The organism is Kitasatospora sp. NPDC001261 (assembly GCF_042896795.1).
In the GTDB taxonomy this organism is placed as follows: domain Bacteria; phylum Actinomycetota; class Actinomycetes; order Streptomycetales; family Streptomycetaceae; genus Kitasatospora.
Window position 1 is genome coordinate 122,698 of the sequence record NZ_JBIAXP010000020.1, and the last position, 22,326, is coordinate 145,023.

12 protein-coding genes and 1 pseudogene are annotated in these 22,326 nt (G+C 74.2%); 5 read left to right on the forward strand and 8 right to left on the reverse strand.

Features of this window, described 5'->3' with window-relative positions:
• Position 1: 1 nt before the first annotated feature.
• From ACFY4B_RS26180 to ACFY4B_RS26190, 3 genes are all read left to right on the forward strand, one after another.
• A complete protein-coding gene (locus ACFY4B_RS26180; RefSeq protein WP_387971574.1) occupies positions 2-5,962 on the forward strand; it encodes an amino acid adenylation domain-containing protein in 5,961 nt (1,986 codons plus the stop codon).
• Complete coding sequence (locus ACFY4B_RS26185) at positions 5,959-10,668, forward strand: amino acid adenylation domain-containing protein (RefSeq protein WP_387971577.1); 4,710 nt, start codon at positions 5,959-5,961, stop codon at positions 10,666-10,668. Before ACFY4B_RS26180 ends, ACFY4B_RS26185 begins: the two co-directional genes overlap by 4 nt.
• 151 nt (positions 10,669-10,819) lie before the next feature.
• Positions 10,820-11,875, forward strand: coding sequence for a beta family protein (locus tag ACFY4B_RS26190; RefSeq protein WP_049651707.1), 1,056 nt, complete (start codon positions 10,820-10,822; stop codon positions 11,873-11,875).
• A gap of 103 nt (positions 11,876-11,978) precedes the next feature.
• Here the strand turns inward: ACFY4B_RS26190 and ACFY4B_RS26195 are convergent, their stop codons facing one another.
• Positions 11,979-12,938, reverse strand: a complete 960-nt coding sequence (locus ACFY4B_RS26195; RefSeq protein WP_387971581.1) for an alpha/beta fold hydrolase — start codon at positions 12,936-12,938, stop codon at positions 11,979-11,981.
• Between the two features lie 115 nt (positions 12,939-13,053).
• Between ACFY4B_RS26195 and ACFY4B_RS26200 the strand changes: the two genes are divergently transcribed.
• Positions 13,054-14,034 (forward strand): YafY family protein, encoded by a 981-nt coding sequence (locus ACFY4B_RS26200; protein ID WP_049651711.1) that lies wholly within the window; start codon positions 13,054-13,056, stop codon positions 14,032-14,034.
• 99 nt (positions 14,035-14,133) lie between these two features.
• Here the strand turns inward: ACFY4B_RS26200 and ACFY4B_RS26205 are convergent, their stop codons facing one another.
• Complete coding sequence (locus ACFY4B_RS26205; RefSeq protein WP_049651705.1) at positions 14,134-14,697, reverse strand: YdeI family protein; 564 nt, start codon at positions 14,695-14,697, stop codon at positions 14,134-14,136.
• 283 nt (positions 14,698-14,980) lie between these two features.
• On the opposite strand from ACFY4B_RS26205, the gene ACFY4B_RS26210 reads away from it, so the two are divergent.
• Entirely contained in the window at positions 14,981-15,817 is an 837-nt protein-coding gene (locus ACFY4B_RS26210; RefSeq protein ID WP_387971584.1) for a hypothetical protein, read from the forward strand.
• Positions 15,818-15,887: 70 nt separating this feature from the next.
• Here ACFY4B_RS26210 and ACFY4B_RS26215 read toward each other — a convergent pair.
• The 6 genes and pseudogenes from ACFY4B_RS26215 to ACFY4B_RS26240 form a co-directional block, all read right to left on the reverse strand.
• Positions 15,888-15,992 (reverse strand): annotated as a pseudogene (locus ACFY4B_RS26215) (dihydrofolate reductase); the annotation flags it as partial.
• A gap of 156 nt (positions 15,993-16,148) precedes the next feature.
• Positions 16,149-17,309 (reverse strand): CopD family protein, encoded by a 1,161-nt coding sequence (locus ACFY4B_RS26220; RefSeq protein WP_387971587.1) that lies wholly within the window; start codon positions 17,307-17,309, stop codon positions 16,149-16,151.
• Positions 17,310-17,406: 97 nt separating this feature from the next.
• The gene (locus ACFY4B_RS26225; protein ID WP_387971707.1) at positions 17,407-18,849 is read right to left on the reverse strand and encodes an MATE family efflux transporter; all 1,443 of its coding nucleotides are present in this window, start codon (positions 18,847-18,849) and stop codon (positions 17,407-17,409) included.
• A 40-nt stretch (positions 18,850-18,889) separates the two neighbouring features.
• Complete coding sequence (locus ACFY4B_RS26230) at positions 18,890-19,921, reverse strand: cysteine synthase family protein (RefSeq protein WP_387971590.1); 1,032 nt, start codon at positions 19,919-19,921, stop codon at positions 18,890-18,892.
• A 49-nt stretch (positions 19,922-19,970) separates the two neighbouring features.
• The gene (locus ACFY4B_RS26235) at positions 19,971-21,314 is read right to left on the reverse strand and encodes a Y4yA family PLP-dependent enzyme (protein WP_387971593.1); all 1,344 of its coding nucleotides are present in this window, start codon (positions 21,312-21,314) and stop codon (positions 19,971-19,973) included.
• Positions 21,305-22,294, reverse strand: a complete 990-nt coding sequence (locus tag ACFY4B_RS26240; protein WP_198959361.1) for an ornithine cyclodeaminase family protein — start codon at positions 22,292-22,294, stop codon at positions 21,305-21,307. The genes ACFY4B_RS26235 and ACFY4B_RS26240 overlap by 10 nt, the downstream gene beginning before the upstream one ends.
• Positions 22,295-22,326 lie beyond the last annotated feature (32 nt).

Consider the following 22,326-nt stretch of genomic DNA (forward strand, 5'->3'; position numbering starts at 1 on the left):
GATGAGCGGTACGGACGTGGCACCCGGCAGGCCGGTCGTCGCGGTGATCGGCATCGCCACCAGATTCCCGCAGGCGGACTCCCTCGCCGCCTTCCGGGCGAACCTGCGGGCGGGGCGGGACTCGGTGCGCCCGATCCCCCCGGAGCGGATCCGGAGCACCGGGCTCGACCCCCGGCAGGACTATCCGGAGCAGGGCTACCTGGAGCGGATCGACCTCTTCGACCACGAGCACTTCGGCCTCTCCCGGCGCGAGGCGGAGGTGACCGACCCGCAGCACCGGCTGGCGCTCCAGCTCACCGAGGAGGCGCTGGAGAACGCCGGATACGCCCCGTCCGAGCTCCGGGACAGCCGGACGGCGGTGGTCTTCAGCTCGCCGAGCAACGGCTACGCACCGCTGGTGCGCGAGCCCGGCACCCTCGGGATGAGCGGCAACATCCCCTGCGCCCTGCCCGCCAGGGTCTCCCACCTCTTCGGCTTCACCGGCCCCTGCTACGGCGTCGACACCGGCTGCAACGGCGCCCTCGTCGCCGTCCACCAGGCCTGCCGTGAACTGCGCGACGGCGACGCGGACTACGCCGTCGTCGGCGGGGTGAGCCTGCGCCACGTCGTGCCGCCCGCGGCCGCGATGGCCGACTTCCCCGGCATCGCCTCGCCCACCGCCCGGTCCCGCGCGTTCGACCGAGCCGCGGACGGCGCGGGCTCCGGCGAGGGCGGCGCGGTGGTGCTCCTCACCACGCTGGACCGGGCGCTGGCGGAGGGCTCGTTCATCCATGCCGTGATCCGCGGCAGCGCCGTGGTGCACAACGGCCGGCACTCCGCGACCATCAGCACCCCGAGCGCCCGCTCGCAGGCCGAGGCCATCACCAGGGCATGGCGCAGCGCCGCGTTGGACCCGGCGACCGCCGGATACATCGAGACCCACGGTTCGGGCACCCGGCTCGGTGACGCGGTCGAGGCCGAGGGCCTGGCCCTGGCCCGCCCGGACGGCGGCCGCACGGTCAAGGTGGGCTCGGTGAAGACCAACATCGGGCACCTGGACCACGCCGCGGGGATCGCCGGGCTCGTCAAGGCGGTCCTCAGCGTGCACCACGGCGAGCTGTACCCCTCGCTGCACTTCGAGGAGCCCGCCGACGAGGTCGACCTCGACGGCGCCCGCCTGGAGGTCGTCACCTCGCTCGAACCGTGGGACGAGGAGACGCGCCGGGCGGGTGTGAGCTCGTTCAGCCTCGGCGGCGTCAACGCGCACTGCGTGGTGGAACAGCCCCCGGCGGCGGCCCCGGTGGCCACGCGCCCCGCCGTCGGCACCCCGCGGCTGGTCGCGGTGTCCGCCCGCGGCCGGGCGGACCTGCTCGACCAGTGCGAGCGGCTGTCGCTCGAACTGCGGCACACCGCCCACCCGTTGGCCGATGTCGCGCGGACGCTGAACGAGGGCCGGGAGCACGCCCGCCACCGGGTGTCCGTGGTCGCCCGGGACACCTCGGAGCTTGCGGCGCGCCTGGCCGCCGAGGTCACCTGGCGTCGGCCCGGGGCGGCCGGGGCACCCGAAGCGACCGGCCCGCTCGCCGCGCCCCGGGTGGTGTTCCTGCTCTCCGCGGACGCCGTACCCGGCGAGCCGTTCGACCAGCCGCCGGGCGAGCCGCCGGGCGAGCCACCGGCCGGGCCGCCGACGGGGCTGCCGGACGACCTGCCGGACGAGCTGCCCGCCCCCGCCGACCGCGCCGCGATGGTCCGCGGACAGCTCGCCGCGTACCGGCGGCTGGTCCGGGCCGGCGTCAGGCCGGACGGGCTGATGAGTTCGGGGATCTCCCGCTACACCGCCCGGTACCTGCGGGGCGATCTCAGCGCCGAGGACACCGCCACGCTGCGACGGGCGCGCAGCGGCGGGGACCCGGCGGTGGCGGGCGACCCGCTGCGGGTGGAGCAGCTCCACGCGGCGGCGGACGAGCAACTCGCCGCCGGCCCCGTCGTGTTCGTGGAGCTGGCGGTCCGCGGCGAGCTCGGCGACCGGTTGACGGCCCGTCTGCACGGCCGTACGGACGCCCGGGTGCTCCGGCTGCGGCCCGGTGCCGCCGACGCCGCCGTCCTGGAGCTGCTGGGGCGGTTGTACGAGGAGGGCGTCGGCCTGGACTGGCCGGCGCTGCGGGCCGACCCGTCGGCGGGCCGGGTCCCGCTGCCGGGGCACCCGTTCACCGGGGTGCGCTGCTGGGCCAGGCCACTGGGCGAGGTGCTGTCCTCCGATGACGGGCTCCGTCCGGCCGCCGCGCCGACCACCGCTCCGCCTCCGGCCCCGGCTCCGGCTCCGGCTCTGGTGCCCGCGCCGGCCGCCGAGGAGACTGTCCGCTCGCCCGGCGCGGAGCCGACCGGGGAGCCGGGGACCGTACTGGAGTGGCTGCGGGAGACCCTGGTCGAGCTGCTGCACGCGGACGAGGTCCCCGCCGACGCCGACTACTTCTCGATCGGTGGCAACTCCGTCATCGCCCTCCAGCTCCTGGACCGGATACGGGAGCGGCACGGGGTCCGGCTCAAGACGACGGACATCTACGACCATCCCGTCGTCGGCTCGCTCGCACAGGCCGTGCACGACCGGGCGCGGCACGCGCCCACGCCCTCGCCGGAACCGCCGGCCGCCGCGGACGCGCCGGCCGCCCCGGCCGTCCCCGAGTCGTCCGGCGCCGGACTGCCGCCGATCGTCCCGGGCGGGGAGCCGGTGCTGTCGTACGGGCAGGAGCGCATGTGGTTCCACCACCAGCTCGACCCGTTGACCACGCTCTACAACCTCCCCGGCGCCTCCCGGCACCGCGGCCCGCTGGACGTCGGGGCGTTCCGGCTCGCCTGGGAGGACCTGGCCCGGCGCCACGAGGTGCTGCGGTCCAACCTCGTCGAGACCGACGGCCTGTCCGGGCTGAGGATCCGGCCCGAACTCGGCGACTTCTTCACGTACCTGGACGTCTCGGGCGAGGACGACCCGATGACCGCGGTGGGCGAGGTCATCGCCTCCGCCATGCGCCGGGCCTTCGACATCGCCGGGGAACCGCTCGTCCGGGTGACCGTCGTGCGGATCGGCGAGGACGACCACGTCGTCTGCTGGTGCATGCACCACGCGGTGAACGACGGCTGGGCTCCGCAGATCCAGCGGCGGGAGCTGCTGGAGTTCTACACGGCCCGCCTGGAGGGCCGCGCCCCCGACCTCGATCCGCTGCCGGTGCAGTACGCGGACTACGCGCGGTGGCAGCGCGAGCTGGTGGCCGACTCCCGCCTCGACCGTGAACTGGACTACTGGCGCGAACGGCTGAGCGACCCGCCCGTCCTGGAGCTGCCCACCGACCGGCCGCGTCCCGGCCGGATGGACTTCGTGGGAGCCACCCACGGGTTCACCATCCCGGGCCCGCTGGTCCTGCGGCTGCGCGAGGTGGGAGCCCAGGAGTCGGCCACGCTGTTCATGGTGCTGCTCACCGCGCTCAACGTGCTGCTCGCCCGCTGGTCCGGTCAGCGGGACATCGTCGTCGGCACCTCGACCATCGGCCGCAGCCGGCCCGAACTGTGGGGTCTGCTCGGCTTCTTCAACAACACCGTGGCCCTGCGCACGGACCTGTCGGGCGACCCGGGCTTCCGCGAGCTGCTGCGCCAGGTGCGCGGGGTGGTGCTCGGCGCCCTCGACCACCAGGAGGTCCCGTTCGAGAAGGTCGTGCACGAGGTCGTGGGCGATCGCGATCCGAGCCGCAACCCGGTCTTCGACGTGATGTACGTGCACCAGACGCTGCCGCCGGCCACCGACTTCGGCGGGATCGCCGTCGGACCGGCGCACGACCCGGAGCTTCTCGCCCACTTCCCCGGGCTCCCGCCCGGCACCGCCAAGTTCGACCTCTCGATGATCGTCGGCGAGCTGGCGGACCAGGACGGGCTGACGGTCATGATGGAGTACGCGACGCGGCTCTTCGACGCCGACACGATCACCGCCGCGTCCGAGGCGTTCGTGGAGCTGCTGTACGCCGTCGCGGACGACGGGGAGGCCCACTGCGGCGGCCTCCTCGGCGGTCCTGCTCCGCCGGCCGGCCAGGTCGCGGACGAGCCGGCGGCCGCTCCCTCCCGGCCGGGCGGCGCGGCCTCCGGACCACCCGGACGGACGCTCACCGACCTGCTGGAGGACGCCGCCCGGGGCCACTGCGACGCGGTCGCCGTCATCGACGCCGAGGGCGGGCTCAGCCATGCCGAGCTCCACGAGCGGGCCAACCGGCTGGCCCGGCTCCTGCTCGACCGGGGCGCCGGGCCGGAGTCGGTCGTCGGGCTGCTGCTCCCTCGGCGCGCCGGGACCCTCGTGGCGATGCTCGCGGTACTCAAGACCGGCGCCGCGTACCTGCCGCTCGACCCCGGCTACCCGGCCGAGCGGCTCCGCTTCATGGTCGAGGACGCGGAACCCGTCTGCGTGCTGGCCGACGCGGCGGCCGGCCCGGGCGTCACGGACGCGGTGAGCCGGACGACCACGACCATCCGGCTCGACGACCCCGCGATCGCCCGGGAGCTGGCGCGCCTCTCGCCCGCGGCGCCGTCCGACGCCGACCGCCCCGAGCCGCTGCGGCCCTCGCATCCCGCGTACGTCGTCTACACCTCGGGCTCCACCGGTACGCCCAAGGGGGTCGTGGTGCCGCACCGCGGTGCGGTCGCCCTGGTGGAGTGGGCGGCCGCCGGATTCGGCGCCGGGTCGTTGGCCCACGTGCTGGCGGCGAGCCCGTTCGGCTTCGACGTGTCGGTGGCCGAGATCTTCCCGGCGCTGGCGGGCGGCGGCAGCGTCGAGGTGGTCGACAGTCTCCTGTCGCTGCTCGACGGAGACCCGCCGCGCTGGTCGGGCGGCCTGCTGTGCGCCGTCCCCTCGGTGTTCTCGGCGCTGATCGGGGACGGCGGCCTGGAGGTGTCGGCCACGACGCTCGCGATGGCCGGTGAGCCGCTCCCCGCCGCCCTCGCCGCGCGGATCCGGGAGACCGCGCCCGGCACCCGGGTGCTCAACCTGTACGGGCCCACCGAGGCCACCGTCTACGCCACCGCGGCCACCCTCGGGGCCCCCGCCCCGGCGGGCGACGGTCCGCTGCCGGAGGGCGCGCCGCCCATCGGGCGGCCGCTGGGCCACGTACGCGCCTACGTGCTCGACGGTTCGCTCCGCCGGGTGGAGGCCGGCCGCCAGGGCGAGCTGTACCTGGCGGGGGACGGCCTCGCCCGGGGCTACCTGCGCCGACCCGGGCTGACCGCCGCGCACTTCGTCGCCGACCCGTTCGGCCCGCCCGGCGAGCGGATGTACCGGACCGGCGACCTGGCCCGCCGGCGCCCCGACGGGCAGCTCGACTTCCTCGGCCGCGCGGACGCCCAGGTCAAGGTCAACGGCTTCCGGGTCGAACTCGGCGAGGTGGAGGCGGTGCTGGCCCGGCACCCCGCCGTCGCCGAGGTCATGGCCGGCGTTCGGAAGGGGACGAGCGGCGACGCCAGGCTCGTGGCCTGTCTGGTGCCCGTGCCGGGAGCCCGCGTTCCCGGCAGCCGCGCACTGCGGGACTGGGCGGCCGAACGGCTGCCGGCACACCTGGTCCCGGCAGAGGTGGAGGCCGCCTCCGCGCTGCCGCGCACGGGCAGCGGCAAGCTCGACCGGGGGAGGCCGCCGACGGGCGTGCGGCCGCTGGAGGCCGACCCGCAGGCCGCCGACGGAGCGCGGGAGGAGCTTGTGGCGCGGGCGTTCCGCGAGGTGCTCGGACTCCCCGACGTCGCGGCGGACAGCGGCTTCTTCGACCTCGGCGGCGACAGCATCATGTCGATCCGGCTGCTGAGCCGACTGCGCCGGGCGGGGCTCGCCCTCACGGCGCAGGACATCCTCGAACACAAGACGGTCGGAGCGCTGGCCAGGGTCGCGGGCGGGACGGACCGTACGGACGGCGTGCGGGTCGTCGAGGCACCGCAGGAGGGATCGGTGAACACCCCGTGAGGAACGGGCCGGAGCAGGAGCGCTCGGCGGACCACCCGTCGATTCCGCTCACCACGACGCAGCAGGGGATCTGGTCGGCGCAGCAGCTGGCGTCCCCGGTCCGGTACCGGCTGGCGAGCGCGTTCGAGGTCGCCGGAGACCTCGACCCGGGGCTGTACGAGGCGGCCTTCCGGTTCGCCGTGGCGGAGACCGGGCCGTTCGGGTCCCGGTTCGCCGTCACGGCCTCCGGGGAGCCGAGGCAGTGGGCCGGCCCCCTGCCCGCCTGGCACGTGCCGGTCGTCGACCTCCGGGGGGAACCCGCGCCGACGGCCGCCGCGCTGGACTGGATGCGGGCCGACCTCGCCCGACCGCTCGACCTGGAGAACGGTCCGGTGTTCAGGACCGCGTTCCTGCGCCTCGCCGAGGACCGGGTCTGCTGGTACCTGCTCGTCCACCACCTGGCGGTGGACGGCTTCGGCCTCGCGCTGTTCGCCCGGCGGCTCGGCGAGGTCTACGCGGCGCTGGAGCGCGGCGAGTCCCCGGAGCCGGGCCACCAGGTGCCGTCGGACACCCTGCTGAACGCCGAGCGGGCCTACCGCGCCACGCCCGACTTCGAGGCCGACCGCGTGTTCTGGACGGCGACGATGGCCGGCTGGCCGGGTGTGCCCCTCCCGGCCGCACCCGGCCGGGAGCGGCCCGACCGGACGGACCGGGCGCCGGTGCGCGGCGCCTCCCGGATGCCCGAGGCCCGGGCGGCCGCCCTCCGCGCCCGCGCCCGCGAACTCGGCGTCCCCTGGACGGCGGTGGCGACGGCCTGCGCCGTCCTGCTGGAGCACGTCCGCACCGGCGGGGGCGACGAGGTCGTCGTGGGGTTCCCGGTCGCCGGCCGCACCGCCAGGACGGCGGGCGCCGTGACCGGCGCGGCGTCGAACGTGCTCCCCCTGCGGGTGCCGGTCGACCAGCGCCGGCCGGCCGCCGACCTGATCCGGACCGTCGATGAGGCCACCACCCTCGCCCTCGCCCACCAGCGCTACCGGTACGAGGACCTCCGCCGTGACCTCGGCTTCACCGGGTCCGCCCGCGCGCCGTACCGACTGACCGCGAACATCGTCCCCTTCAGCTTCGGCCGGAGCTTCGCCGGGCGGCCGATGACCCTCCGGCAGCTCAACACCGGCGCGCTGGAGGACCTCTCCGTCATGGTCAGGCCGGAACGCGGCCGGGCCGGCCTGATGGTGGAGGTGCACGCCGAGGCCGGGCGGTACGGGCCCGAGGAGGTCGCCGCCGAGGCCGGGCGTTGCGTCCGCCTGCTCGACCAGCTGGTCGACGAACCCGGCTGCCCCGTCGGAGGGTTGGACCTGCTGTTGCCGGACGAGCGCAGGCTGCTGGTGCCGCGCCCCGGCGCACCCACGCCCGCCTCGCCGCGTGAGCCGTGTACGCCGCGTACGCCCGCCTCGCCCCGTACGCTGCCCGAGCTGTTCGAACAGTGGGCCGCGCGCACCCCGCACGCCCCGGCCGTCGGCCACGGCGACCGGTGGCTCACCTACGCCGAACTCAACGCGCGCGCTAACCGGCTGGCCAGGACGCTGATCCGGCGCGGCGCGGGACCCGAACGCACCGTCGCCGTCCTGCTGCCCCGCTCCGAGGCCGTGGTCACCGCGATCCTGGCGGTGACCAAGACCGGCGCGGCCTACCTCCCGCTCGACCCGGACTGGCCGCCGGAGCACACGGAGCGGATCCTCGCCGACGCCCGGCCGGTCTGCGTCCTCTCCGAAACCGACCTGGCAGGAGCCGCGACCGCGACCGGCGATGCCGATCCGACCGGTGCCGATCCGACCGACGCGGACCGCACGGAGGCGCTGATGCCCGACCACGCCGCGTACGTCATCTACACCTCCGGATCCACCGGCCGCCCCAAGGGCGTGGTGGTCCCGCACCGCGGCCCGGTGGCGCTGCTGAGCGAGGGAGCCGCCGGGTTCGGGTTCGGCCCCGACGACACCTGGACGATGTTCCACTCCTGCGCCTTCGACTTCTCCGTCTGGGAGATGTGGGGCGCCCTCGCGCACGGCGGCCGCCTGGTGGTCGTCCCCCGCGAGGTGAGCCGCTCGCCGCGGGCCTTCCTCGACCTGCTGGTGCGGGAACGCGTCACGGTGCTCAACCAGACGCCCTCCGCCTTCCTGGCACTGGCGCGGGCCGACGCCGACGAGCCGGAGCGGGGGCGGGACCTGGCCCTGCGCCGGGTCGTCCTCGGTGGTGAGGCGCTCTCCCCGGCCGTCGTGCGCTCCTGGTACGGGCGGCACCGGGACCGCGGGCCCGTCCTGGTCAACATGTACGGCATCACCGAGACCGTGGTCCACTCGACCCGGCTCGACCTGGACCACGGCCACGGCACGGCGCGGGCCGTCCCGATCGGCAAGGCCCTGGCCGGCACCCGGCTGTACGTCCTGGACAACCGACTGCGCCCGGTGCCCCCCGGGGTGGCCGGCGAACTGTACGTCGCCGGTTCGGGAGTGGCCAGGGGCTACCTGCATCGCCCCGGGCTGACCGCGCAACGCTTCGTGGCCGACCCCTTCGGCCCCGCCGGGTCCCGGCTGTACCGCTCGGGCGACCTCGTACGCGCCCGCCGGGACGGCACCCTGGAGTACCTCGGCAGGGCGGACCACCAGGTCAAGGTCCGCGGTTTCCGGATCGAACCGGCCGAGGTCGAGGCGGCGCTGCTGGCCGCCCCCGGCGTGGCGGGCGGCGCCGTGCTGGCGAGCTCCGGCCCTCCGGACGGTCCGGCCCCCGCCGGGGAGCGGAGCGATCAGCGGGCCGACGGGGCCGCCCGGTTGGTGGCCTTCGTCGTCCTTGCCCGCGAGGCGGCGGCGGACGATCCCGGGCCGGACCTCGCCCGGCTGCGGCAGTGGCTGCGCGGGCGGCTTCCGGAGCATCTGGTCCCGTCCCTGTTCGTCCCGCTCGACCGGCTGCCGCTCACCCCCAACGGGAAGCTGGACCGGGCGGCGCTCCCCGCCCCCCGCGCCCGCGCGCACCTGCCGTCACGCGCCCCGGGCACGCCGCTGGAGATCGAACTGGCCAGGCTGTACGGCGAGGTGCTCGCCGCGGAACGGGTCGGGGCCGACGACGACTTCTTCGACCTCGGGGGCGACAGCCTGCGGGCGAGCAGGCTGGTCGCCCTGGTGCGCCGCGCCGGCCTCGGCGCCCGCGCGGAGCCGGACGTCAGGGACGTCTTCGACCACCCGACCGTCGCCGCGCTCGCCGTCCACCTCGGCGACCCGGACCGTCCGGGCGACGTCCCCGGGGGACCGGGGCCCCGGCCCGTCCCCCGGCTCCCACGGGCCGGGGACCGGGGTGCCGAGCCGGTCCCGCTCTCCTACGGCCAACGGCGCTTCTGGTTCCTGCACCGGCTCGCCGGCCCCGACAGCACCTACAACGTCCCCCTGGTGCTGCGCTGGGACGGCGAGCCGGACCGGGAGGCGCTCCGCGCCGCCCTGGGCGACCTCACGGCCCGGCACGAGACCCTGCGCACCCTCGTCCGGCAGCGGCACGGCCAGGCGGTCCAGCACATCCTGCCGGTCGCGGCCGCGCGCCCCGCACTCACGGTCGAACCCGTCGCCCCGGGCGGGCTGCCCGCCGCACTGGCCGCCGCGGCCGGCCGCCCCTTCCAGCTGGAGAGCGAACTCCCCCTGCGAGCAGTCCTGTTCACCGAAACGGCCGCTGGCCGGCCGACGCTGCTCCTGCTGCTCCACCACATCGCCTGCGACCGCGCCTCGCTGCCCCGGCTGCTGGACGACTTCGCCGCCGCGTACCGGGCCCGCGTCGGCGGCGACGCCCCGGGCTGGCCGCCGCTGCCCGTCCAGTACGCCGACTTCACCCGGTGGCAGCGCGGACTGCTCGGCACCGACGAGGAGCCCAGCGCCCTGCGGTCCGGCCAACTCGCCTACTGGAACAAGACCTTGGACGGCCTGCCGGAACGCATCCCGCTGCCCGCCGACCGTGCCGAGCGGGCCGCGCCCGGACGCCCGGCGCACCGGGCCGGCGACACGGTGGCCTTCACCGTCCCCGCGGACGTGCACCGGAGGCTCCTGGAACTGGCCGCGGACGAGCACGCCAGCCTCTTCCTGGTGGCGCACGCCGGACTGGCCGCGCTGCTCACCCGCCTCGGCGCGGGGACGGACCTCCCGATCGGCACGGCGGTGTCCGACCGCCCGGACGCGGAACTCGACGACCTCGTCGGCTTCTTCGTGAACACGCTCCTCCTGCGCACCGACACCTCGGGCGAGCCGACCTTCCGCGAGCTGCTCGGCCGGGTCACGCACACCGACCTGGCCGCCTTCGCCCACCAGGACCTGCCCTTCGACCTGGTCGTGGAGGCGCAGGGGCCACGGCGGGCGGCGAGCGGGCGTGCCGTGTTCGGCCGGGCCCCGTTCCAGGTGATGCTGGTCCTCGCGCCGGCCCTCCCCGAGAGACTGGAACTCCCGGGCGCGACCGCCGCGGTGGAGCTGGTCGGAACGGGGGCCGCCGGGTTCGACCTGAGCTTCGGCCTGTCCGAGCGCCGGGACGCCGACGGCACCCCGCGCGGACTCGACGGCGTGGTCGAATACCGGACCGACCTGTTCGACCGCTCCACCGTCGAGGCCCTCCGCACCCGCTACACCCGGCTGCTGGGCACGGCCGCCGCCGACCCGGACATCCCGGTCCACGACATCGACCTCTCCGAGGGCACTCGGTAGGGGAGCCCGCCGGGCCGTCCGGCCGCCGTCGCCGCGCGCCCGCCCGCTGCGCCGGGTGCGCGCCCTGGTGCGACGGCGGCGGGCGTCGCACACTGGCGGGGCGACAGTAACCCCGGGTAACGCACGCGCCACCGTCAGCAGGGGGATGCCGATGGAGTACGTACCGATCCTGCGTGGCAAGGCGGGCGAGTTCATCGCCCTTCGCAACATCAGCGCCGACGTCCAGGCGCGCATCCGCCCGCTCCTCGAAGTCCACCCCGACCAGCGCCTGGCCGACGTCGTGCAGACCTTCGCCGACCACGCCGGGGACCACCTGCCCGGCAACCTCACCGTGACCGTCGACTGCGGGCAGCTCTGGCAGTACGGCGCCGTGGGGACCGGCTTCCGCGGCCACGCGATGCGCTGGCTCAGCGACGCCTTCCGCGAGTGGCTCCACACGCTCGTCCCCGCCTTCCGCACCACCGACCCGGACGGCTCCCTCGACGAGACCCGCCAGGCCCAGCTCGCCCACGGCGCCGGAGGGTGCCTGCGCGTCGACCTCAACCACCTGCCCCACGGCCCCCGGGAACTGACCGAGGACGTCCGCCGCACCCTCGACGCCGTCGTGCTCAAGCCGCCGGACACCGACCTGCTGCTCGACGCCGGCTACCTCCCCGACGCCGACACGGTCACCGGCCTCGTGCCACGGGCAACCGAGGTCCTGGCCTGGGCCCGCGCACTGCCCTGGCGGCGCATCGCGCTCGCCGGCGGCGCGTTCCCGCCGTCCCTGCGCCGCGTCACGCCCCACGTCCTCACCGCGCTGCGCCGCCACGACCTCGACCTCTGGGAGCGCGTCGCCCGACGGGCCGGAGGCCGACCGCCCGACTTCGGCGACCACGGCGTCACCCACCCCGAGCCGCCCGCTCCCGCCCGCGTGCGAGCCGCACCCGTCAACCTGCGCTACACCAGCGGGCGGCACTGGCACGTCGTGCGGGCCGTCGGCATGGCGGGGATCGACACGCTCCGGCTGTGCCGCGAACTCACCCGGGCCGAGGTCTGGTTCGGCGGTCGGACGAACGACGAACTGTCCTGGGGGGACGGTGAGATCCGCCTCCGGGCCGACGGCCTCGCGGCCGGTCCCGGCGGCCCCAGCCAGCGGCGCGCCTGGGAGACCTCCCACCACCTGGCCGCCGTCACCCGGTCCATCGCGGAGCGGGGACGGCCCTGACGGTGCCGCCCGCACGCGGGGCCGTGACGCCTACGGGTGACGCCTACTGGCCGACGTCAGGACGGCAAGGCAATTTGGACCGAGCAATGCACCCGCTCGGTGATCATTTGTCGGACAGGCTCCAGCCCTGCCGCTCCAGCCATTCCGAAATCACCTGGTTGGTTTCTTCCGGCATTTCCTCCTGGATCCAGTGACCGCAGTCCAGGCCGACCACTTCCACGTTGGGCACGAACTCTGCCAGTCTTTCGAACCTCGGGATCGCGAAGTCCTGGTCGCCGTAGATCATGAGGGCGGGCTGCTTGATGACCGGGTCCGCGTCCGCCAGCTGGTGCCAGTTGCGGTCGAGGTTCCTGTACCAGTTGATGCCGCCGGTGAATCCCGACGTCTCGAACGCGGCGACGTAGACGGCCAGGTCGCTGTCGCTCATGACGGGCTCACCGAGTGCTGTTTCCGCCTTGGCGAGGTTGATGAACGCCATGCCCGGCTCTGGGGATGCGGGGGGCACGTTCTTCCGGTAGAGGTTGCGGAGGAACCGGGAGGTGTTGGCATCGAATGCGGCGTCCGCGACGCCCGGCTGCCGGTTGAAGTGGACGAAATAGAAGTCGCCGCCGAGGAAGGTCTCCATGACCTCGATCCACGGCGTTTCTCCGCGCTCCTGGTAAGGCAGGCTCAGGTTGATCAGCTTGTTCACCCGGTCGGGGTGCAACAGGGTCAGCCCCCAGACGACGAACGCACCCCAGTCATGGCCGATGAAGGTGGCGTCCTCGTAGCCGTAGTGGTCCAGGAGCGCGACGAGGTCACCCGTCAGGTGTTCGATGTCGTAGTCCGTCACCTCGGTCGGGCGGGATGAGTTGCCATAGCCCCGCTGGTTCGGTGCGATGACGTGGTAGCCGGTCGCTGCGAGGACGGGCATCAGGTGACGCCAGGAGAAGGCGTGCTCCGGCCAGCCGTGGCAGAGCACGATGGGCTTGCCCTTGTTCTCTCGGCCTGCCTCGAAGACTTCGAGCTCCACACCGTTGACCTGGACGAGGGTGGGCTCGGGAAATTCTGCTGGATTGAACACTGCATTTCCTCTCTGGGGCGTTCGCCGGCGGTCGACCTCCTCGATGAGGCCATGTCGCCATCGTGCTCCCCAAACCGGTCACCCCATGACCGGTTTCCATGAGACTTTTGTCAGCATGCGATCCGATCGGCTGGTGGCCGTACTCCTCCTGCTCCAACGGCGCGAGCAGGTGACAGCCGCAGAGGTCTCCCGAGAGCTGGACGTCTCCGAGCGCACCGCCCGCCGCGACCTCGACGCCCTGGCCATGGCCGGGGTGCCCGTGTACTCCGTACAGGGCCGAGGTGGCGGCTGGCGCCTCGTGGGCGGCGCTCGTACCGACCTGTCCGGGTTGACCGCCAGTGAGGCCCGCGCCCTGTTCCTGGCCGTCGGTCCGGCCTCGGATGCGACGCCGGCGATGAAGGCAGCCCTGCGCAAGCTCGTCCATGCCCTACCGAAGCCATTCCAGGTGCAGGCCGAGGCAGCGGCGGCGTCGCTGGTCGTGGACCCGCAGCGATGGGGGGCGAGCCGGATCGAGCACCGGCCGCCGCGCTTCCTCGACGAACTCCAGGACGCGGTGATCAGCGGCGTCCAGGTGTCGCTCGGCTACGTCGACAGCAAAGGCGTCGAAACCCGGAGAACCGTCCACCCGCTGGGCATCGTCGCCAAAGGTCCTGTGTGGTACCTCGTCTCCAACACCGGGACCGGCCGACGGGTCTTCCGGATCGACCGCGTGTCGTCCGCTGACCCGACCGGCGACCCTGTGCACCGACCCGGGGACTTCGACCTTGCCGAGAGCTGGAATGAGATCGCCGAAGAGGTCGATCGCAAACGAACGCCGCTGGAGGTCCAGGCGGTATGCACACCCGACGGGATAGGCATACTCCGGATGGCGCTCGGCGACCGGCTCGACGTGGGAGGTTCCACGACCGATGGCCGCATCGAGGTCGTGATCCGCGGCCCCAATGAGTACATCCTCGCCGGCGAGCTCTCCGGGCTGGTCGAATGGGTCGAGGTGACCGGCCCTCCGGGTGTGCGAGACCACCTGGCCTCGATCGGCAACGCCCTCGTCGAACGATACGGCCGGCCGCGCACCCGCGGAGACCTTCACCCGTCTTGAAGCGGACGAGGCAGGGCTTCGAGAACAGTTCCGTTCAACAGGGTGGGTTCGTCCGTTCCGGCAGTCGCCTGGTCACGAGTCGGCGGGTCTGCCGGGCCCTCAGGTTCCGGGGCGCCGGAACGGCTTGAGCCGCACCCCCTCCAGGCTGTCGGCGATCAGCTGGTCCAACCGCCGCTCCCGAGTCTCGTCCCGCTTGGCACTGATCACATGGTGGATCGCCGACTTGCGGTAGGACGGCGCCTGCCCGCTGAACCACTCCCACGCCCGCGGTTCCGCTTGGAAACGAGCCAGCTGCGCCGCCTCGAACTCCCAGACCGGCTTCTCCTCGCGGCCCCGGTCACGGGCTTCGAACACCGCGATGCCGGCCGGCCGCATGAGCCCCTGCGCGGTCAGCTCCTCGATCTTGCGGAGGTTGACCTGGCTCCAGTTGCCGCGCGGCCTGCGCGGGGTGAACCGGATCGTCCAGGAGAAGTCGTCGATCGGGCTCTGCCGGCCGTCGATCCAGCCGTAGCACAGGGCCTGGTCGACCGCCTCCGACCAGCTCAGGGTGGGCTTGCCCGTTCCCTTCTTCCACATGCCCACCCGGCATTCGGAGGCAGTCGCATGGTGCTCCTCCAGCCAGTCCCGGAACTCCTCAGGACTTGAGAAGAAGGTTGGTTCCATGCGCGGTGCTCCCGTCGGTCGTCTCGTCGGTTCCATTGAACCCGTCGGGTGCGACAATCCGAGACCTGGGCGAAGCTACTGGAACACGTTCAGGTCGACGATGCGGTGGGCCGGGGGGAGTGGACGGTTGCCGTGGACTCCACGGTGTACGGGTGCGGCCCGCGTGTTCAGGCCATTCCCGGGTGCGGGCGCCCGAACCCGTCGCCCTGGCGGGCAGGATGGCCGGCAGCCCGCGCCCCGCCCGGCCGGGCCTCGACGACCGATCGGAAGGCAGGAACCAGCGATGCCGAAGAGCCCACGGCGATTCACGGCGGCGGCCACCGTCTGCGCCGCACTCATCAGTGCGGTGGGCCTCCTCGCACCGACCGCGCAGGCGCAGGTGCGGACAGGGGCACCGGCGTCGGTGCTCGCCGCACCGGACGCGGAGACGGGCCTGCCGAGGGACACCGGAACTCCCCCGGGCACCGAGGGCCAGTCCACCACGGTCACCCGTCCCGACGGCACCCAGGCGCGGTTCGCGGTCTTCTCGACCGACTACGCCACCGGCCAGACCATCTGGTACCGGACGCAGTCCGCCCCCGGCGGCCCGTTCGGCGCCTGGAGCCAGGTCAACGGCATGAGCCTCAACTTCCAGAACCTGGTGCTCACCGCCGCCGCGGACGCCGACGGCGCCCTGGAGGTGTTCACCATCGGATACCAGTCGTCGGTCCTGGTACGGATCCACCAGGCCGGCCCGGACGGTCCGTGGTCGGCGCCCGAGCCCTTCGGCCCCGCCGGGGCGGGCGTGCCGAGGTTCTTCGGGCCACCGGTGGCCTTCCAGCGGGCGGACGGCACGCTGGCCTTCTTCGAGGTCTACCAGGGCTCGGGCAGCCCGCGGTTGTACGTCAACGAGCAGAGCGCCCCCGGGGTCTGGGGCTCCTGGAACGACCTGGGATCCGGCCCGCTCCCGGCGGGGGTGGCCACTCCCTCCTCCGTCACGCAGTCGGCGGACGGGCGGCTGACGGTGCTCGCGCACATGTGGAATGCCACGTCGTGGACGGCCCGGATCTCCGAGCAGGCTCCGGGTGGCCCCTGGGACCTCTGGCAGGACTGCCGGAACGGCGGCTGCGCCGCGGGCTGACCCCGGCACCCGCCACCCGTATCCGAGCGGCGCCCCGCACGTGAACCCCTCCTGGCCTCCCGGGAGTTGCGTGCGGGGCCGGGCCGCCGGTGCCCAGGCCGTTGTCCGGTCCGGGGTCGGGGCCGGTGACGAAGCCGTCCGGGGAGACCGAGATGTCGGCGATGACGCGGGTCATGCCGGGGTGCGTCCGGTCCGCTGCCCGGGGGCGGCGTCTCCGCCTCCGGCGGGCCGGCTCCGGACTGCCGCTGCCTGGTTCGTGCCCGGGTCGACGACGCGCGGGCGGAGGGACACGTGGGGCCGCCGACCCGGGTCGGCGGCCCCACGTCCGTCGTCAGGCGGTGGCGCCCTGACGGCGGGCCAGGGCGTCGGAGGCCTTGGCGGTGGCGTAGAGGGAGACGCCGAGGGCCAGCGCGAGGGCGGCGCCGGCCGCGAAGACGGTGCCGGAGGAGACGGCCTTGGCGTCCGCGGCCTCGGCGCGCGCCGATCCGGTGATGAACGGGACGACCGCCAGGACGGCGACGCCGAGGGCGACCTCTCCCCACACGACCTTCGGGAAGTGCCGCAGCGTGAGGTGGAGCAGGGAGGAGGTGTCGTCGGCGCGCCGGGCGTGGGCGATGCGGGGCATCAGCCAGAACTGGTTGAAGGCGCCGGCGGTGACGAGGCCGAGGACGAGGAGGACCTTGACGAGCAGGGCGAGGCCGTAGCCGGTGGTCCACAGCTGGGAGACCGCGCCGACGTGCTTCCAGCTGAGCCAGAGGCCGGAGACGGTGACGGCGGCGACGCAGACCATGGCGACCAGGCTGAAGCGGCGCCACAGGTCCGCCCACAGCAGGCCGGCGCCCGTGCCGAGCCGGCCGCGGGTGCCGGCGAGGGCGACGAGCAGGGGGAGGCCGCCGAGCCAGACGGTGCCCGAGACGATGTGCGCCTGGTCGAGGAGGAGGTCGAGCCAGCGGTCGAGCCCGGCGGGGGTGGTGGTCGGGACGGCGGCGATCAGGGTGACGGCGAGGGCGGCCGGCAGCGCGGTGAGCGCTATCGCGTCGACGTGGCGGCGTACGGCCGGGACGAACAGGGCGGCCAGCAGGACGGCCGTCGCGGCCAGGACGGCGTTCTGGACGAGGTGGACGGTGCCCTGGGCGATCCAGGCGCCCTTGGCGGCCGGGGCCTGGAGGTAGTCCCAGAGCCTGCCGGGGGCGAGGGCGTCACCGAAGGGCATGCCCTTGCCGGCGCGGGCGAGGCGGGCGGCGAGCTGGAAGTAGCCGGCGACCAGGAGGACCACGCCGGACACGGCCAGGTAGGTCGCGGCCCTGGCACGCAGGACCCTGGAGTCGTCGGGGTCCGCGCCGCGCAGGGCGGGGCGGACGGTGGTGGCGTAGGTGACGGTGGTGCCGATGGCCGCGCTGAGGCCGAGGAAGTAGCCGGCCTTGGTCAGGACGCGCCACAGCGGGGGCAGGACGTACGGGGTGGCGGTGGCGGCGAGCGAGGCAGCGTGCATGGGGGAGTCTCACGTGGTGGTGGGTGGATGCGGAGCAGGGTGGTGCGCCGGAGGACGGGCGGGGTGGCACCCGCCCTCCGGCACCGCCGACGGGCTGTCAGGCTCCGGCGGCGACGGCGTCCGGTGCCGCGGCGGCCCTGGCGGTGAGGGCGCGGCCGTAGCGGCGCAGCAGGAGGACCGCGGTGGTGGCGAGGCCGATCAGCAGGCCGAACCAGAGGCCGCGGGTCTCGCCGCCGAGGGGGTAGGCGAGGAGCCAGGAGGCGGGCAGGCCGACGGCCCAGTAGCCGACGAGGGTGATGCGGAAGCCGCTCCTGGTGTCGTCGAGGCCGCGCAGCAGGCCGACGCCGATGTTCTGGGCGCAGTCGAAGAACTGCAGGACGGCGACGACGACGAGCAGGCCGGTGGCGATCTCCAGGCCCTGCTGGTCGGTGGGCGCGTTCGGGTCGAAGTAGGGGCGCAGGACGAGGTCCGGGAGCGCGAGGTAGAGGATGCCGACGACCGTCATCACCACGGCGCCGCAGGCGAGCGCGGTGTTCTTGATGCGGCGGGCGGCGGCGTACTCGCCGAGGGCGAGTTCGCGGCTGACGTTGATGGACGCGGCGTGCGAGAGGCCGACGGCGACCTGGAAGACGATGTAGATCAGCTGGTTGACGGCGGTGTGGGCGGCGAGCGCGGCGGGGCCGAAGCTGCCGGCGAGCAGCGCGGTGACGGAGAAGAACCCGGCCTCGGAGCCGTAGGTGGCGGCGATCGGCGTGCCGAGGCCGAGCAGGCGGCGGACGGTCGCGGAGTCGGCGCGCCAGAAGTCCAGGCTCAGCAGCGGCGCCAGCCGGTCGTCGCGGCGGGCGGAGGCGTAGAGGGCGAGGAAGGACAGCAGGTAGACGCTGCTGGTGGCGACGCCGATGCCGGTGAGGCCGAGTCGGGGCAGGCCCCAGGTGCCGTGGATGAAGGCCCAGTTGAGGGCGGCGTTGACGGCGACGGAGGCGAGGGTGATGCGCAGCAGCGCCTGGGGGCGGCGCATGCCGACGGTGAACTGGCGGATCGCCTGGAACCAGAGGCAGGGCACGAGGCCGGGGGCGAGGGCGGCGAGCATGCCCTGGGCGCGGTGGGCGACCTCCGCGTCCTGGCCGAGCCAGGTGGCGGCCTGGCCGATGAGGACCATCAGGACGGCGCCGGCCAGCCCGGCGAGGGTGGCGACGGCCATCGCGGCCCGCACCAGGCCCCGGACTTCCTGGTCGGCGGCGTCGGTGTCGGCGTCGGCGGCGGTTCCAGTGGGCTCGGCGGTTCCGGCGCGTTCGGCCCGGGCCGCCGCGGCCGCCACCTGGTTGCCGACGGAGGTGACCAGCCCGACGCCCATGGTGCGGAGCTGGTTGAAGATCACCAGGGCGAGGCCACCGGCCGCGAGGGCCTCGGTGCCCAGGACGCCCATCATGATCGTGTCGGTGGTGGTGAGGGCGACCTGGGCGAGCTGGGTGAGGGCGAGCGGCACGGCGAGGGCGGCGAGCGCGCGGCTGTCGCGCGCCAGGGTGGTCAGCTGCTGCATGGTGGGTGTCACGTCTCTGGGTGTCACGTCTCTGGAGGTGTCAGGGCCTGCGGAGTTTGGCGAGGGATTCGTCGATGTCGGTCTCGACGGCCTCGTCGAGGAGGTCGCGGGCCGTCATCCAGTCGTCGTTGAAGACGGTGTCCAGGTACTTCTCCCCGCCGTCGTTGATGAACGCGACCATAACGGCGTCCGGCGGCAGGGTCGTCAGGCGGGCCAGGGCGTCGTGGACGACGCCGCCGGCGGAGCCGCCGATGAGCAGCCCGGTGCGGCGGGCGACGACGCGGGCGGTGGCGAAGGCCTCGATGTCGCCGACCTTGACGCCCTCGTCGATGAGGTCGTAGTCGACGAGCAGGCCGATGGTGGCGCCCTCGGGGGTGCCGGTGCCGGACTGGTAGTAGTCGTGGGCGGGCGGGCCGAAGGCGATGGAGCCCTTCGGCTCGACGCCGACGACCGTCACGTCCGGCACGTACGCCTTGAGCTCGCGGGCGGTGCCGCACAGCCCGCCGCCGGTGCCGACGGCGCCGACCAGCACGTTGACCCGGTTGTCCAGGGCCTGGGCGATCTCCCGGCCGACCGCGTGGTAACCGACCGCGTTGCTGGGGTTGTTGTGCTGCTCGGTGAAGAAGGTGTTGTCCTTGCCGCGGGCCATCTCCTCGGCGAGCTCCTCGCGGGCGGCGGTGTGCAGCTCCTCGCCGTCGGTGTCCGCGTCGACGTACACCAGCTCGGTGCCCATGGCCTTCATGCCGCGCAGCTTGTCGGCGGCGGCGTGGTTGTCGACGACGGCGGTGAAGCGGTAGCCGCGTTCGGCGGCGACGACGGCCAGCCCGAGGCCGGTGTTGCCGGAGGTGGACTCGATGATGTGGCCGCCCTCGCGCAGCTGTCCGCGCTCCTCGGCGTCGAGGACCATCTGCCGGGCCATGCGGATCTTGGCGCTGCCGGTGGGGTTGAACATCTCCAGTTTGAGGAGCAGGCGGGCGCCGTTGTCGGCGCGGGCGAGTTCGAACAGCGGGGTGTAGCCGATGAGGTCGGAGATCCGGGTGACCACCGGGGGGCGGTGCAGGGCGTCGGTCATGGCGGGGGGCTTTCTGGTGAGCGCGGTGGGCGGCGTCGGATCAGTGGGATCAGAGGGCGGGGCGGCGGTCGAGGCGCCAGCGCGGTCGGCCGTCCTCGTGCTGGACGACGACCTTGGCCGGCAGGGGGAGGTCGTGGAAGGGGGACTCGTTGGAGTCCATCTGGTAGCCGGCGGTGTTGGGGTAGACGAGGAGGTCGCCGACCCGGGGCCGGGCGGGGAAGGGGATCTTGCGCCAGGTCAGGAGGTCGGAGTCGAGGCAGCTGGCGCCGCCGACGCACGCCCGGTACTCCTCGGCCGCCTGGCCGGGAGAGCGGGGCAGGAGTACGGGCTCGGGCAGGTACTCGCTGTTGAACCACTGCTCGGACAGGCTCAGGCTGGTGCCGTCGACGGTGACGATGCCGTATCCGGCCCGGTCCTTGACGCCCTGGACGACGAAGACGGAGGAGCCGGCCCGGTCGAGCAGCGCGCGTCCGGGTTCCAGCAGCAGCGTCACGCCGGCCTCCCGCAGCCGCTCGGCCAGGTCGGCCCCGTGCCCGCCCGGGCGGCCGGTGAGGATCGAGCGCAGCGCGTCGGCCCCGGCGACGGGGGAGTGGTAGGGGTAGAAGTCGCCCGTGGTGAACGCCCTGCCGCCGTGGTAGTGCCCGGGCTCCTGCTCGGCGAGGAACAGCTCCCAGGCGTCGGCGGGCACGTAGTCGACGGCGAAGCCGCCGCCGATGCTGATCCGGTCCGCCGGCAGGCCCATCGTCCGGGCCTTGAGGCACAGGTCGACGAGTTCGCCCGCGAGGTCGGTGCGCGGCCGCACCTCGTAGCCGGACAGGTGGAAGCTGAAGCCCTCCATCCGGACCCGCCCACCGGCCGCGGCGCAGCGCGACAGCGCGGCGTCCAGCTGGTCGTCGTCGAGGCCGAAGCGGCTACGGGGCTGGGCCGGCGGGTGACGGCGCAGCAGGAGGCGGACGGGCCGGGGGACGTCCAGGTGCAGGACGCGCTCCAGTTCGTCGAGGGCGTCGACGGCGATCAGCGCGCCCTGGAGGGCCGCGATGCGCAGCAGGGCCTCGGACTTGGCGGGGCCGGTGACGACGAGGTCCTCGCCGCGCACGCCGTGGCCGAGCGCCTCGCGCAGCTCGCCGAGCGAGGCGACGTCGACCCCGGCCCCGGTGGCGGCGCAGCGTTCGACGAACGCGGCGGCCTTGTTGGCCTTCTTGGCGTAGTAGACCCGCCCGTCCACGCCGGTGTCGGCGAGGACGGCGCGGAACGCGGCGAGGTTGGCGTCGAAGCGCTCGGGCAGCAGGTAGTGGAACCCTCCGCCGAGGCCGTGGGCGAGTTCGTGGAGCAGGCCGCTCGCGTGGAGGCGCTCGGTGAGGGGGTCGGGGTGGGCGGGCAGGGTCAGCGCCACAGGTCCACCTCGGTGCCCAGGCCCTGGTCGGCGGCGAGTTGGGCGAAGCGGTGGCCGAGCGCGATGTCGGTGACGACCAGGCCGCTGTTGTAGGCGAAGATCCGCTGGTCGGGCGCGGTACGGGCGTTGGAGGCGCCGGAGATGGCGGCGGGCAGTTCCAGGTCGACGGCGGGCAGGGTGCCGTCGGCGTCGGCCATGTCGGTGCCGGTGACGCGCATCTGGGCCTCGCTGGTGGCGATCACCCGGTCCGCGCGGTGCAGCGTGGACGGGGCGAGGCCGTGGCCGACGAGGATCGCGGTCGCGCCGGGCTTCAGCCAGTCGGCCTCGACGGCGGCGGGGGTGTGGCCGCCGGCGGTGGCGACGATGACGTCCGCGTCCCGGGCGGCCGCCTCGAGGTCGGTGACCAACTCCAGCTCGCGGCCGGGGAAGTGGCGCTCCAGCTCCTGGCGGACGGCGGCGATGCCGTCGGGGTGGGTGCCGGAGAGCAGCAGGCGCTTCAGCCCGGGCAGCGTGGTGAGCAGGAACGGCAGCGCGAGGCGGCCCTGGGTGCCGGTGCCGATCACCAGCGCGGTGGCGGCGTCGGGGGAGGCGCACTCGCGGGCCAGCAGGGCGGAGACGGCCGGGGTGCGCAGCGAGCCGATGCGGGAGCAGTCCATCATGGCGACCGGCAGGCCGGTGACGTCGTCGTAGACCGTCAGCGTCGTGTAGTAGTGCTGCTCGTCGCGGCCCTTGTCCAGGCCGTGCTTGTACGAGGTCTTGAACGCGACGACGTTGCGCACCCCGTCGCGGCCGAGCATGGCGTAGGAGACGGAGTGGCCGTCGGCGGGCCGGACGGTGAGCTTGCGGGGGTTGTCGGACCGGCCGGCGGCCAGGGTGCGGTAGGCCTGTTCGACGGTGTCGACGACGTCGGCCAGGGTGATGTCCAGGCCGGCGAGGTCGCTGGTGGAGAGTACGCGCAGGGTGGTGTCGTCCCGGTCCACGCGGGTGCCCTTTCGGTTCGGTGAGGCGGCGT

Coding starts and splice junctions, on each gene's coding strand:
- ACFY4B_RS26180 (WP_387971574.1), top strand. CDS start 2: ATGAGCGGTACGGACGTGGCACCCGGCAGGCCGGTCGTCGCGGTGATC.
- ACFY4B_RS26190 (WP_049651707.1), top strand. CDS start 10,820: ATGGAGTACGTACCGATCCTGCGTGGCAAGGCGGGCGAGTTCATCGCC.
- ACFY4B_RS26200 (WP_049651711.1), top strand. CDS start 13,054: ATGCGATCCGATCGGCTGGTGGCCGTACTCCTCCTGCTCCAACGGCGC.
- ACFY4B_RS26205 (WP_049651705.1), bottom strand. CDS start 14,697: ATGGAACCAACCTTCTTCTCAAGTCCTGAGGAGTTCCGGGACTGGCTG.
- ACFY4B_RS26210 (WP_387971584.1), top strand. CDS start 14,981: ATGCCGAAGAGCCCACGGCGATTCACGGCGGCGGCCACCGTCTGCGCC.
- ACFY4B_RS26220 (WP_387971587.1), bottom strand. CDS start 17,309: ATGCACGCTGCCTCGCTCGCCGCCACCGCCACCCCGTACGTCCTGCCC.
- ACFY4B_RS26225 (WP_387971707.1), bottom strand. CDS start 18,849: ATGCAGCAGCTGACCACCCTGGCGCGCGACAGCCGCGCGCTCGCCGCC.
- ACFY4B_RS26230 (WP_387971590.1), bottom strand. CDS start 19,921: ATGACCGACGCCCTGCACCGCCCCCCGGTGGTCACCCGGATCTCCGAC.